Annotated in this window: 14 protein-coding genes; 6 read left to right on the forward strand and 8 right to left on the reverse strand. The window is 46.6% G+C overall.

The genetic code is table 11. The annotated features are described in order from the left end of the window. Positions 1–36: 36 nt before the first annotated feature. On the forward strand, positions 37–492 hold the full coding sequence (locus tag QUA80_RS12025; RefSeq protein ID WP_333424699.1) for a hypothetical protein: 456 nt from the start codon (positions 37–39) through the stop codon (positions 490–492). Here QUA80_RS12025 and QUA80_RS12030 read toward each other — a convergent pair. Together QUA80_RS12030 and QUA80_RS12035 are read right to left on the reverse strand one after the other, a co-directional pair. Further along, positions 450–902 (reverse strand): SCO4402 family protein, encoded by a 453-nt coding sequence (locus QUA80_RS12030; RefSeq protein WP_333424701.1) that lies wholly within the window; start codon positions 900–902, stop codon positions 450–452. The two genes, QUA80_RS12025 and QUA80_RS12030, sit on opposite strands and share 43 nt — an antisense overlap. Positions 903–918: 16 nt before the next feature. Then, positions 919–1,242 carry a hypothetical protein gene (locus tag QUA80_RS12035; protein ID WP_333424703.1) on the reverse strand — a complete coding sequence of 108 codons (324 nt, stop codon included), beginning with the start codon at positions 1,240–1,242 and terminating at the stop codon, positions 919–921. Positions 1,243–1,328: 86 nt separating this feature from the next. Here QUA80_RS12035 and QUA80_RS12040 point away from each other — a divergent pair, with 86 nt between their 5' ends. Both QUA80_RS12040 and QUA80_RS12045 read left to right on the forward strand, forming a co-directional pair. Next, on the forward strand, positions 1,329–1,655 hold the full coding sequence (locus tag QUA80_RS12040) for a nucleotidyltransferase domain-containing protein (RefSeq protein ID WP_333424705.1): 327 nt from the start codon (positions 1,329–1,331) through the stop codon (positions 1,653–1,655). After that, positions 1,652–2,041: a HEPN domain-containing protein gene (locus QUA80_RS12045; RefSeq protein ID WP_333164859.1), complete on the forward strand. Its 390-nt coding sequence runs from the start codon at positions 1,652–1,654 to the stop codon at positions 2,039–2,041. The genes QUA80_RS12040 and QUA80_RS12045 overlap by 4 nt, the downstream gene beginning before the upstream one ends. A gap of 70 nt (positions 2,042–2,111) precedes the next feature. Here the strand turns inward: QUA80_RS12045 and lpdA are convergent, their stop codons facing one another. Then, complete coding sequence (gene lpdA / locus QUA80_RS12050; protein ID WP_333424707.1) at positions 2,112–3,548, reverse strand: dihydrolipoyl dehydrogenase; 1,437 nt, start codon at positions 3,546–3,548, stop codon at positions 2,112–2,114. A gap of 445 nt (positions 3,549–3,993) precedes the next feature. Here lpdA and QUA80_RS12055 point away from each other — a divergent pair, with 445 nt between their 5' ends. Then, entirely contained in the window at positions 3,994–4,272 is a 279-nt protein-coding gene (locus tag QUA80_RS12055; protein WP_333424709.1) for a hypothetical protein, read from the forward strand. Between the two features lie 543 nt (positions 4,273–4,815). On the opposite strand, the gene QUA80_RS12060 is transcribed toward QUA80_RS12055, so the two are convergent. The 5 genes from QUA80_RS12060 to QUA80_RS12080 form a co-directional block, all read right to left on the reverse strand. Beyond that, a complete protein-coding gene (locus QUA80_RS12060; RefSeq protein ID WP_333424711.1) occupies positions 4,816–7,044 on the reverse strand; it encodes an AAA family ATPase in 2,229 nt (742 codons plus the stop codon). Between the two features lie 172 nt (positions 7,045–7,216). Beyond that, a complete protein-coding gene (locus QUA80_RS12065) occupies positions 7,217–8,794 on the reverse strand; it encodes a polysaccharide biosynthesis/export family protein (RefSeq protein WP_333424713.1) in 1,578 nt (525 codons plus the stop codon). Between the two features lie 440 nt (positions 8,795–9,234). Beyond that, positions 9,235–9,936, reverse strand: a complete 702-nt coding sequence (locus QUA80_RS12070) for a cyanoexosortase B system-associated protein (RefSeq protein ID WP_333424715.1) — start codon at positions 9,934–9,936, stop codon at positions 9,235–9,237. An 8-nt stretch (positions 9,937–9,944) separates the two neighbouring features. Beyond that, entirely contained in the window at positions 9,945–10,820 is an 876-nt protein-coding gene (crtB, locus tag QUA80_RS12075) for a cyanoexosortase B (protein WP_333424801.1), read from the reverse strand. Between the two features lie 149 nt (positions 10,821–10,969). Beyond that, on the reverse strand, positions 10,970–12,109 hold the full coding sequence (locus QUA80_RS12080) for a DegT/DnrJ/EryC1/StrS family aminotransferase (RefSeq protein ID WP_333424717.1): 1,140 nt from the start codon (positions 12,107–12,109) through the stop codon (positions 10,970–10,972). A 196-nt stretch (positions 12,110–12,305) separates the two neighbouring features. On the opposite strand from QUA80_RS12080, the gene QUA80_RS12085 reads away from it, so the two are divergent. Together QUA80_RS12085 and QUA80_RS12090 are read left to right on the forward strand one after the other, a co-directional pair. Next, complete coding sequence (locus QUA80_RS12085) at positions 12,306–13,343, forward strand: NADP(H)-dependent aldo-keto reductase (RefSeq protein ID WP_333424719.1); 1,038 nt, start codon at positions 12,306–12,308, stop codon at positions 13,341–13,343. Between the two features lie 72 nt (positions 13,344–13,415). Then, complete coding sequence (locus QUA80_RS12090; RefSeq protein ID WP_333424721.1) at positions 13,416–13,679, forward strand: hypothetical protein; 264 nt, start codon at positions 13,416–13,418, stop codon at positions 13,677–13,679. The last annotated feature ends 41 nt before the right edge of the window (positions 13,680–13,720 follow it).

The following is a 13,720-nucleotide window of genomic DNA, read 5'->3' on the forward strand; positions in this document are numbered from 1 at the left end:
AAAGAATCCCGATCGCAGACAACCCAATGGAATTTGATGAATGCAGTAACTGTGACCAATCACCAAATTTGGGATGAACTTGCTCAACTATTAGCACCGATAGCCCTGAATCACCTGATCGAGAAACATCTAGAATCCTGTAATTACAAAATACGCGGTTACTGGGATAGCAATAAGTTTTATGAAGAAATAGCTTTCATTCATCCAACCTATGCTGAGTTAATCAGCCGATCGATCGGCACAAATATCATCAACAACCATTGCACTTCTCACTGGATTAAACTTAAATTTTTACTCACAGCCGATTTATCTGCTGGCGAAAACAACCTGGTTAGCGATGATGGCGATGATGAAATTGGCGAACTGACTCTAATTTTAGATGCCAATCTCAAAGTTATTGATGAAAACTGGTCGAGCGATATCGAATCCCCTTTTGTTGTTGCCAAAATTCAGCCAGTTTGCAGCATTCTGCCTAAAGTGCGTGAAGGGTAGCTATCCCGTCGGGAATCGCACTTTAACTTAAACCTTTTCCTGCGATTGAATTTCATCGCCTGCAACGCTCTCGATGCCGCCTCAACTACGCTTGTCCACTCAGAAGATTTAATATACTCCTCATCAGAAACTCCTGTCCCCAACGCCTCAAAAACTAAGTCTATAGCCTGACAAACTGCTGATATCAAACGGGCTTCTTTTTCATCTTCAATAATTACTCCGATTGCCGCATTCGGGTTTTCTGCCAGCACTGTATCGTCGTAAAGAAAATGAACCGCCTCATCAAAACTGTCGCACTCAATACCGGGCGGATAATCGCTCTCTAGCCAAGCTTTATGTTGATATTCTCTATCTGCCAAACTTCGGAGAGTTTCTAATAACTCCTCTCTCATTTTCGGATACTTTACCATACAACTTTCTCCTTTACTAAGGTGCGTACCAGGTTTGCCACTGCAACCATTCATCTAAAGGGATGTGAGCTTCTGTGGGACTATTTTTGATGCTACCTGCGATGGGTTGACCATTTTTACCGATAACTTGACCGTCTTTTCTAATAATAACGTGGTCTACCTGCTGAGAAGGAAAACTGCTATCTGCATCCCCTTTGTCAATCCTTACACCATTTCCCTGATTTGTAGGATCTCGCCACCGCCAACCTGGTTTCTTTTTGTTTGGCTGTGGAGCGCCCCAGGATTCGGGTATTTTCTGGCTGGCTGTTTCTGGAAATGTCCAATCTTGACTTGAAATCACCTCGCACCTGGTTTATGCTTAATCCTGTTCCTAGACAGCAATTTTAGCACAGAGGATATATCGACCTTAAATAATTTATCACTAATATGAGTATTAACGATAAACTCAAGGCCATCCTAACTCAGTTACGATCGCACTTCGAGCAACTCTACGGCGATCGCCTCACCCAAATGGTGCTCTACGGTTCCCAAGCCAGAGGCGATGCACGCCCTGACTCTGACATTGATATTTTAGTCGTCCTCAAAGGGCAAGTAAACCCAGGCGAAGAAATTAAAAGAACCAGCCACATTCGAGCCGATTTGTCGCTCCAAAATGATGAAGTCATTAGCTGTCTGTTTATGGATGAACAGCGATTTATACATTACAACGGGCCTTTATTGAGGAACATTCGTAAAGAGGGAATAGCTTTATGAAACCAGAACAATTAGACTTGCTCCTGAAAGCTCGTCAAAGCCTATCGGCGGCAAAGCTATTACTAAATAATGGTTTCCCAGACTATGCAGCATCCCGCGCTTATTACGCCATGTTTTATATTGCTGAGGCATTTTTAGATGGCGAAGGAATGTCATTTTCCAGTCATGCCGCAGTAATTGGAGCTTTCGGCCGAGAATTTGCCCGTACAGGAAGACTTCCTGCTGAGTTTCACCGATTCTTAATTGATGCTCAAGACTTGCGAAATAGTGGGGATTACGGGGGACTTGATACTGTCACTGTCGAGCAAGCTGCGGAGCAAATTAACTGCGGCGAGCAATTTCTCGAATTAGCCCAAAATGCGATCGGCACTCTACCGCCGCCTTAAAACAGTATACCGAAATCCCCGACTTATTCAACAAGTCGGGGATTTAAAACAAGAAAACAGCCCCTACAAATTAATGACTACCTGCTCCAGCCGCCCGTTTAAAGGCCTCATCCAACACTTCCGAAAGCGTCGGGTGAGTGTGCACTCGGAATGCTAAATTGTTAACAGAATCGCGCTGGGCGATCGCATTTGCCGCCTCCTGAATTAAATCCGAAGCGTGCAAACCGAAAATGTGAACTCCCAACAACTCCCCAGTATCTTTCCGGTAAATCACCTTAGCCGTACCGTCGGTTTCCCCTTCAGCAATAGCCTTAGAATTTCCCTTAAAATAAGTCTTGACAGAAGCTACCTCAAACCCTTCAGCTTTTCCTAACTCTTTAGCCGCAGGTTCCGTCATCCCCACATAGCTAATTTCCGGGTGAGTAAACGCCGCCGCCGGGATACTCAAATAGTCAACTTCGCGCGCACGGCCGCAAATATTTTCTACTGCGGCAATTCCCTGAGCAGACGCAGAATGCGCTAACATCATTTTGCCATTAACATCGCCGATCGCCCACAAATTTTGCACCGGTTCTCCCGCCGCCAAAACCTGCATCTTATCGTTAACCGGGATATAACCGCGCATCGTTTCCACGCCAACAGTTTCTAACCCCAAATTCTTGCTCACCGGCACCCGACCAGTTGCTACCAAACAAGCATCAACTTCCAAAACTTCGACAACTTCCTTAGTTTTGAAATCAGCTAATTCAATAATCACCGGCGAACCAGGAGTAATCTTCTTCGCCAAAACACCTACTTTTGTTTCAATATCGCGGGGCGCAATTAACACTCGTTCTGCTAACTTAGCAATATCCGGGTCAAAAGTCGGCATCAACTGATCTAGAGCTTCAATCATCGTAATTTCGCAGCCTAGGGCCGTGTAAATATCCGAAAACTCCAAACCGATATAACCGCTGCCAATAATTGCGATCCACTTCGGCAGCGATTCCAACCTGACAGCATCGTCGCTGGTAAATACAGTTTTGCCGTCAATTTCTATCCCGGGGGGGACGAAGGGAACCGAACCGGGAGCGAGAATAATATCCTTGGCGGTAATAGTTTTCTCGCCTTTATCGGTTTCGACGGTAATTTTTTGAGAACCGGCGATTTTTCCCCAACCTTGGATGACATCCACGTTCAAACGTTTGAGGCTGTTGGTCAAGTCGCCGCGGAGTTTGCTAACAATAGTGTTAGCGTGATTGGCGATCGCCCCGCGATCGAAATCCACACTCCCCAATTGAATTCCCAAAGTCTTCAGGTGGTGGGAATTCCGCAAATCTCGCACTCGCCCGGAAGCCGCCAACAGCGCCTTCGAGGGAATGCAGCCGCGGTTGACGCAAGTCCCGCCCATGTCCCCCGCTTCGATAATTGCCACTTTCAGCCCGCAGCTAACCGCGTGTATGGCCGCGCCGTGTCCGCCCACGCCAGCGCCGATAATTGCTAAATCGTAATCAAATCCCTGAGTCACCTTAAAATCTCCTAATGCCTTTGAAATCTTAGGACTCAAGCAAAAAATACCGTCTCTCCGTCCTTTCGAGGTGGCGCGTTGCCATCGCAACCCTTGAACAGCGGTAATAGTTGCATAAGTCCTGTCTCCTTATTCTCGACTAGACTAGGGTTAATTAGACAACGAAAGAGCAGTAACTGAGATTTTTTCAGGGTCGATGATTTTGAGCTGGGTCTGCACCAGGTCTCAAATCACTCAGTAGGCGGGTGTAAAGTTAAATATAGTTTGAAGGCTGACAATGCCCGCTGCAGGTTTTATATGGGGCAGCAAGTTCAGCCACAGGCATTCCCATCCCCCGGTTAAATTCTATCCTCCTGCTTGTTTTAGTCGGTTTTCATATCTAATATCTGCACGCGCCGGGGCGGACAGACTTTGTTGGCAAATTTTAGACCCTATGGAGTGGCTTATGACGGATGACGACGACCAGAAAGATTTACGCCGGGCCTCGGCTCAATCATTTTTTGAATCCCTGGATGAATTGTTCGATTCTATAGAATCGAACAGCACTCAAGCGGCCGGGCCTAAATCTCCACAGCCTCAGGGTAAGTCTGCGAGTCAGTCTTCGAGTCCGCCGAAGAAGACTAGACCTGCGAAAATTAATTTGTCGGATTTTGAAGATGCGATCGCCGATTTGGAACAGTTTATCCAGAGCAAACACCAGAAACGCCCGGAATCCAATCAATAGTCCGATCGACACATTTTCAAGTAATGACTGTTGACGGTTAACTGTTAACTGTTAACTGTTAAGTGCTGACAAGCGAAAAATTTTACACCTAATTTCCAGATCCCAGATTCATCTGTGGAGTCAATTCTAAAGGGAGCATCTCAATCAAAGCAGCCCAGCTAGAAATATGAGTTTTGAGGCTCTCTTGCTGCGATGCCCGAGTCAGAAGTCAGGAGCCAAAAGAAGTGTTTTTACAAATATGAGATGCTCCAATTCTAAAATCTAAAATCTAAAATCTCAAATCGACTGACTGTTGACTGTTGAACTCGCGCAAAAACCGATACTTGCTTGAAGACCGGAGTTGCCCAGATCGCAAAATTTTAGACCGAAGTTCAACATCCCAGATTTATCTGTGGAGTAGATTCTTCAATCTAAAATCTACAATCTAAAATCTACTGACTGTTAGCAGTGGTTTCGGCTGAAGCTGGTGATGGCACACCCTACAATATATTCAAATATTCACATTTCCTTGAGGATTGCTTTACCAGAATCGAGCCACATAAATTAGCTCAATTTACTATTAATAGCCTTATTTTTCGGCTTTGAGTGCTGCGGTAATTGCGTCGATCGCACTTCAATAGCCCGATCGCCGATCGCACTTAAAGGCAACTCGAATTCATCCATATCGTTGCGGAACTTCACCGCAATATCAGCACCGTTAATAATCGCTCCCAACAGCCGCGGCCCGGATTTATGCGACTCCTCGTCCTCAGATTCCAGCAACTGATCTGCAGCCTCAGACAACATACTAGACAGAGTGTAACCAGGCCGCGCCACCAAAATCATACCGTCGGTGTACGGTTCCAGCGTCAGCGCGTCGTTGCACTCGCTCAAGGCCGGAGAATCCACAACCACAAAATCAAAGCGGTTGCGAACATCGTCGAACAATCTCCGCATTTCGCTAGATTCGAGTACGGCAGAGGCCTGCCGCAAAAAGCCCGGACTCGGTACCACATATAGGTTTTCTACCTCGGGAACCAAAAAGACGCACTCGCTAATATTGCCGTAATAGTGCAAAGGTTCCACCGCCGCCAGAGGGTCAGCAGCAATTTTCAAAGATTCAACGTTAGAAGCCGATCGCAAATCTGCTTCAATTAACAAAGTCCGCTTACCCGATCGAGCCGACGCAATTGCCAAATTGTAAGCGCTAAAACTTTTCCCCTCCAAACCGGCCGCCGAAGTTAGCAGCACAACCTTCACGGGTTTGTCTCCGATCCGGCGCAAATTAGTGCGCAACCGCTCGTAAAATTCCAAATAGGGAGAATTTGCCTCCAGGGCCAGAGGCATTTCATCGCCGTAGGAATCAAACACCGTCACTTCAGGCAAAACTGCCAGTATCGGCACCTCTTTTTCCACCAAAGCCGCCCGCACTTCTTCCCAACTGTAAAACTTGCCGTTGAGCATCCCCAACAAAAATATCAACCCACCGCCCAGCAGCAATCCCACAAATCCCCCCACCGCCAGCATCACCGGCAAACCTCTCTTGTTTGACTCAACGTCATCAGTTTTGGGAAGTTGGGCGATTGTCAAACTCCCGGTTGTCTCAACTACCGCAGCCTCAGCATCTACCAAAGCCGACTGCATCTTATCGTAGAGAGATTTTTTCAGGGCTACTTGCTGGGCCAACCGCGCTTGTTCTAACTGCTTGTTGGGGATTGTCGCGTGTTCCCGGCGCAATTCTTGTTCAGTTTTCTCGATTCCTTGGAGTTGCTGTTGCAGCATATCGCGCTGCGTTTGCAAAGCAATCAAATTTTGAGCTAACTGCTGCCTGGCCGGGTCTAAAGAAGAGTCTACCCGAATTCGATCGGCACTTCTGAGCGGAGCGGCCACCCCGTTACCGCCGAGTACCTCAGACTGTCGCTGCTGCAACTGCTGCTCAAAAGCTTGTTTTTGTTTGAGCAATTCTACAATTTTCGGGTGTTCCTCCTGCAAGTCGCTGCGGAGAATTTTGAGCTGAGATTCGATCGAAAACAATTGCACTCGCAGTTGCGCAATAATTGGATCGGCAGAGAGTGCTTGAGCGACGTAAGCTTGCTCCACATTCAATCCCAAGCGCTCCTGCAAACTGTTAATTTGAGCTTCAATTCCTCCCAACTGCACTCGCAGTTGCCGTTGCTGCTGTTGGCTGCTGGTAATCGCTTGCGGCAGAGCACCGCTCTGAGCTGCTAAAATCGAGACTCCTTCTCGTTTTTCGTAGGTTTCTAATTTTTGTTCTGTCTCTCTGAGATCCTGAGTGACTTTCGGCAGACGGTTGTTAATTTGGGCGATGGTTTCTCGCAGTCTAGAAGTATTAATAGTTTGGCTGCGAGCCACCATTTCCTTCATCAGCGCCTCTACTACCGCTTCTGCTTTTTTGCGATCGGCATTTTTGTACAATACTTGAATCACAGCGGTGGGGTCATTATTCTTGCTCGGCATCTTTACCTGCACGTTATCTGCCAGCTTTTTAGCAGAAACATTTACTTTTTTTGCTGCTGCTTCAACCACCCTTTTATCCAGCAGCATATCTTTCGTTATTTCTTGTCCTTCCTGTTGAATTTTAGTAGTAGTCGATGAAAAAATCACGCTCGGCCTGCGATAGGCCAGCGTACCGGCAGCAACGTAAACTGGCGGCGGAGTTGGCTGCACGGCCACTACTCCCGACACGCCCACAGTCACCGCGAGAGTAGCCAGTCCCACCCACTTGTATTGGTCGAAAGCAATTAAATAACGTTTAACAACGGATAAAGTCATGACGATTTTAGATTTTAGATTTTAGATTTTAAATTGCTAATTTTTAACGATAACTAATGATTGCTGACAAATGATACCCATTCCCAAAAACCTTAGAACTTTCGGCTTGCGATCTAAACCCATATCGCATAAGTCATTTTCCATCTCAAATCGAAAATCTCAAATAGTATGACTACCTATCATTACGTGATGGACCGAACAGATCTGTTACCCCATTTCTCAACTGCTCAAAGAACAGAATAAATCCCAAAGTATCCCGGAATGGTCGAGTAAAAGTATTGATTACATAACCAATGCGCTCTACCAAATTCCTACCAATCACAATCACATCATTATCTTCGAGCAAGGGGTTCTGAGAAACATTGCCCTCCAAAGCAGCTTTAGCATCTATCGAACGGTTGATTGCTCTACCTTGCTTTTGGTCGAACCGAATCAGGGCTATTTTCCGCAAGTTAGCAAGATTAACAGGCAAGTTGTTGAGAGCATCCAAAAACCTGCTGCCATTTTCTACGTAGAACGAGGTCAAACCACCACTAGCGTAACTCAAAACTCGAACGTAGATCCTGGGTTTAATCAGAGTAGACCGCGAAACCAGAGCTTTGTCGTAGTCTAGGTTTTTGGTACTAGCGTCCAATTCCGGGATGACAATCACATCTCCCGATGCCAAAGGAACATCGAACAAATCGTTAGCGTTTGCTAGGGGAGTGTAGAGGTCGATTGGTTGCTCCACCGAGGAGCCGTCCATCAGCGTCCGCCGCACTCGCACCTCCCGCAAATCGGCTTTTCCCGTGACTCCCCCCGCGATCGCCAAAGCAGCCGAAATTTGACCAGAACCCGCCGGAAGCGTGTAAAAACCCGGTTTGCTGACTTCTCCGGTGACAGTGATTTGGACGGGGACAGCGGCAGCAGCGAGGCTGTACCTGGATGCTAAATCTCGATCGGATTTGCGATCGGGCGTAACCTGTTTATACGGTACGACGATCGCATCTCCATCTTCCAAACGCAAATCCGGCGGAGCAATACCAGTTTGCAGCGGTGTCAAAATATCAACAATTTGCTCGGCGACACCACCCTCAGGCAAAGTCCGCCGTACCCGCACTGCGCGCAGTTCTGCCGTAGGATTAGTCCCGGCAGCAGCAGCCAGAGCCGCCGGAAGTTGGGGGGTTTGCAGGGGATAAAAACCCGGTCTGGCGACTTCCCCCGTCACCGTCACCACTACGGGGCGCTGAACCAGCAAAGCAGCCGAGACTTGAGGATTTTTGATAAATTGGCCAAAGCGCTCCCGGAGGCGCTGCTGCGCTTGTTCCACGGTAAGACCGCGCACATTTACTGTTCCGATTAGCGGTAGTACAATTACCCCTTCAGGGCTGATTGCACCTGTAAAACCTAGCTCTGGGAAGCGCTGAACTTGAACAGAAATCTGGTCTGCCGGGCCCAGGCGGTAGGGCCGATTCCGAAAAGCGGGGTTAATTTCCCGGTTGAAGTTGGCAGGCGGCAGTGGCGGTACGCGCAGTGGCGGCGGCGGCACGAACTGTTCGGAACTAGGAACAACAGATTGGGCTAAAGCCGTTTCTGGAAAAACTTTGCCGTTAAAGCCCCAAAATACAACAGCAAAAGATACAGTCCAAGCCGTTGAATACAGGCCTGCCAAGGAAAAAGCGACGCGATTTTTAATTGTGAATTTTTCCGGCATTTTGAGATGATTAAAAAGAGTATGATTTTGAATAATTCCCTGATTTTGAAGTTTCATCTCCGCAAGTCTCAACTGAAAATCTCTATTCTCGATCGCAAATTATAGCATTTGATACTTGAGTTGTTACAATAGGGAATGACTGATGAAAGAATGGTTTGGATATTGCTTGTAATTGCAGATTTTTTTTCAACAGGTATTAACTGGCTCGGTTGAAATTTTCCCATTGATTTTTCTGGCAGGCGCGGGCGGGCTTTGTTAGTAGCAATGGAGGCACGGGCGGTCATAAACCGGGTTTTTGTTGCGAAAATACTGCATCCAGACATTGAAAAATGGTCACAACCCGGTTTTTTTAGTATTGATGCGTCCAGGACTATAGAAAATAGTAGAAGACGGCTTTTAATCGCCCAGGATAGGGGTTTTAATCGTCGCATTGGGTATGATAAATTTATAATATTCAAATATCCCCGCATAAAATTGCAGTCACAACTATACTATACTCAGAAAGTTTCTGCTATTAATTTAGCCTGGACAATTTCGCCGAGAGATTCGAGCAAGGGTTGAGCTATCTTAATGCTGCCCTGCGGTTGAATGGGAAGGATGATACTGACAGCAACCCAAGAGGCGCGGCGGTTCGACAGTCTAGCAATGCTGTCTTCCCAAAACCAGCGGCTGGTTGTTGGAGAACCCCCGTTAGGCCAAGCGTACCACTGCACGACAGCAAAAGTTTGTTGCGGAGTCCAGCTTCGGAAAAACCTGGCCTCGACATTAGTCGGTGGCTTGTCGGGTATTGACGCTAATTTAACTGTAAACCTCAAAATGCGATGAGAATCTGTTTGCCACCGATGAAATCCATCGATATCGAGCCATTCTACCTGCGGCTGGTTTTTGGGGTCATTTTGAGGCAACAGCAATAAAATGGCAATTGTTCGATCGTTTTTAATTTCTTCAACTAACCACCTGTGACCGCCAATTTGGACGTTATTTTGGATGCGGATCACCTGCCAGCCGGGAAGTGTCATGCCGTTTTGGCGCAAATTTTTCAATTGCTTGAGGTTGGCAACGGTTGGCGGGTTTGTCCAAGGCCACCTTCCTGTCGCGTAGCCCGGAATTGCTACTGTCCCAACCAGTACCAGCAAAAACACCAGTACCAAAATTTTAGATAATTGGTACCGTCGCAGTAGTTTGCGTGCTGAAATCATTTGTTTCACTAATTTACAGACTGGCTTGGGAAATACTTTTCCATCCCGTTGAGGATAAGTACCAATAAGCCTAGTATACAAGCAGAATACAAGTCTCCGCCCCATCCGGCGTGCAGCCAAGTAAAAAGCCCTTCTTTCTGGGTGCCGTGAAAGTAAGTTAGCAAGGTGTTGCGGAGGATATTTGAACTGATGCTAAGGATGGATGTAATCCCTAAAAACAAAAGGCTTCTTTTTTGGTCGTGCCAAACTCCTGTCCAATCCAGCAGAATTAAGCTGACGTAAAGACTGGTAAACAGCATTTTCAAGCCTGCACAGTGGGGAGCAACTTCTACAATGCGATCGTTTACGTAGAGATAAATTTCTTGCACTGTCACGTTGAGACCAACCTTAATTAATATGAAGCCTGATATTTCAGCAATGAAGTGCTGTAACGGCAATGCGTAGGGTTCTATGAGGTAAGGAATGTGGTTGGGCGAGGCCAGAAATACGAATAAAAGCGGCATCGCGTGCAATTTTAAGCCGGGAATTCCTTTTAAAGATAAGCAAATACTGACCAACATTACTAGCAAGGATAAATTTACTAAGTCGCTCAAGCGACTCAGATAAAAAAGCGTTCCTAGTACCAGCAAAAAGCTTCCCAAAGGATGCGGTGAGTTGGGCAAGCTGCGCCAGGACTTTCGGTTCATCCAAGCAATATAAGCAGCGTAAGGCAAACCAATTAGTCCGTGGCTGAAATATTCGTGTTCGATGCTGATGTTTTTGTTGAACCAACCGTCGTACCAGTGTACTAGCAGGGGGGCGTACAGCAGCACTAGGAGTACCGTGATACCTTCCCCCAGGAGGTATCGCTTGACAACAAGGCGAATTTTGCGCTGGATGTGCATGGTTTGAGAAGTTTTGAGATTGCCGCGCTGGATTCGCAACGGTGTGCGGTTTTAAACAGTCAGTTAAAGAATTGTTAATTCCCCACAAAAATGCTTTGAGAACCGCACCTTACTGCTTGAAACACCTGCAGCATAAGTTTTACGAACAATTAGCAATTCAATGATAGTACGATCGCCCGAACAACTTGCTCGATCTGAGTATTGCTCAATCCGGGATACATTGGCAATGATAAAATCTGCTCGCACAGGGTTTCTGCGCGGGGGAAGTCGCCGCGATTGCCTAAGTTTTGGTAGGCGGGTTGCAGGTGACAAGGTACGGGATAGTGTATACCTGTTTGAATGCCGTGTTGGGCGAGTTTTTCCTGAAGGGTGTTGCGGTCGATCGAGCTTTCCTCAGTAATTTGGATAACATATAGGTGATAAATGTGACCGCTGCTGCTGTGGTTGGCGATGGGTACAATGCCTTTGTGTTTCAGAGGTTCTAGTAGAGTATCGTAGTGTTGGGCGGCGGCGGTGCGATCGCGATTCCATTGTTCTAAGTAAGGCAATTTAACATTGAGCACGGCCGCTTGCAAATTGTCGAGGCGGCTGTTGGTGCCAATTTCTGTGTGCAAATATTTGCTAGGTGCTCCGTAATTGCGGAGAGTTCGCATTTTTTCTGCGAGTTGTGCATCGTTAGTAATTAACATCCCGCCGTCGCCAAAAGCACCGAGGTTTTTGCTGGGATAAAAGCTGAATGCTGCTGCTTTCCCAATGGAACCCGCGCGGTATCCTTCTCTTTCGGCTAAGTGCGCTTGGGCGGCATCTTCAAATACGATTAAATCGTGGCGGTTCGCAAAATCTAAAAGCTGCCGGGGCGATACCATTTGACCGTAGAGATGTACGGGAATAATTGCTTTAGTTTTGGAGGTAAGTGCTGTTTCGGCTGCTGTGAGGTCAATCAGGGCGGTTTCCGGGTCGCAATCTACAAGAATAGGTATAGCTTTGGCTTCGAGGACGGCGATCGCGGTGGCGATAAAAGTGTTAGCGGGTATGATAATTTCGTCGCCAGGATTAATGCCGCAAGCTTGGAGTCCCAGGGCGATCGCATCTGTTCCGCAAGCCACTCCTACGCCGTATTTTACTCCAGAAGCTGCTGCAAATGCTGTTTCAAATTCCGCGAGTGCTTGACCTAAAATAAAGTCTCCTTTCTGGATAATTTTTCCAATTGTTTCTGTTATTTGAGATTGGATTGGTTGGTGTTGCAGGGAGAGGTTGACAAATGGAACTTTTGGCGAGCGAATACTCATACATCAGAGGAATACGAATTATTTATATTAACATTTAAGTGCGGATATCTTTTAATTTTTTTAACCGCAGAGGGCGCAGAGAGCGCAGAGGAAAAGAGGAAGAGAGGAGAAAGCCGATCGCACTTTTCTGGAGCTGTCAATTAAATCAAGGTTTTTCTGTAATATAGAATTATATAATTTTCCAGCAAGCGAAATCATGGAATACAAAAAACTCGGCGACAGCGATTTATCAGTATCTGAAATCTGTTTGGGTACGATGACTTATGGCCAGCAGAACACCGTTGCAGAAGCGGCCGAACAGCTCGATTTTGCGATCGATAGAGGCATCAACTTTATCGATACGGCAGAAATGTACCCCGTCCCTGGAAGACCGGAAACTCAGGGTAAAACAGAGGAATATATCGGCGAATGGTTGGCGAAACAGCAGCGGGATAAAGTCATTATAGCGACTAAAGTGGCGGGTAGAAGCACTCGATTAAAGTGGATTCGGGAAGGGAAAAATCAGATCGATCGCCCAAATGTCGAAAAAGCCCTGAATGACAGCCTGAAGCGCTTGCAAACCGACTACATAGACCTGTATCAGATCCACTGGCCCGATCGCTACGTGCCGCTATTTGGCGCGTCGGATTACGATATCGCCCAAGAGCACGAAACTGTACCGATTTTGGAACAGTTAGAGGTATTTGCTGATTTGATTAAAGCTGGGAAAATCCGCTATTTGGGTTTGAGTAACGAGACGCCTTGGGGAGTTTGCGAGTTTTGCGAGTTGGCCCAAAAACACGGTTTGCCGAAAGTTGTTTCGATTCAGAATGCTTTCAGTTTGACCAATCGGACATTTCACCTAAATTTAGCAGAAACTTGCCGTTTTAAGAATGTGGGATTGATGGCTTACAGTCCTTTGGGGTTTGGGCTGTTAACGGGTAAATACTTGAATGGAATTCCCGAAAATTCTAGGTTGGCTTTATTCGCTGGATTTGGTCAGCGTTACGATAAAACTAATGTGAATGATGCGGTGAAAGCCTATGTTGAGATTGCGGGGAAACATGGGATAAGTCCGGCGCAGATGGCTTTGGCGTATGTGCGATCGCGCTGGTTTGTAACTAGCACAATTATCGGTGCAACCAGCCTCGAACAGTTGGAGGAAAATATCGGTAGTTTGGAGGTTAATTTGGATAAGGAGATCGTAGCGGAAATCGATGGGGTGCACGCTAAGTATCCGAATCCGACACCGTAAGTTTATTAGTAGGTTGGGTTGAGGTAACAAACCCTATGTTTCACTTCGCCCAACTTACCACTTTTTTATATTATGTATGTTGTACCAATTAAAAAAAATACCGAAGTGGCAGAAATTATAGAACAGGATATAATAGATTCTAGCGTAGAGGTTGGCAGCGGTTGTGAATGGAGAGGTAGAGGAACAGAACCCCAATGGAACAATCCTAAATCAATGAAAGCTTACGACCATATTGCTCGTCATCACGGCCCCCAACTTAAACCCCATGAACTTATGGGAAGATCGACAAGCACCAACAAGGATCAAGGACAGTGGTTAAATCCTCATATTGGATAAAGGCCGAGCAATTGATACCCAAATATTCCGGTAAATATATC

Origin of the sequence: Microcoleus sp. F4-D5, assembly GCF_036704885.1 — a bacterium.
Taxonomy (GTDB): domain Bacteria; phylum Cyanobacteriota; class Cyanobacteriia; order Cyanobacteriales; family Microcoleaceae; genus Microcoleus.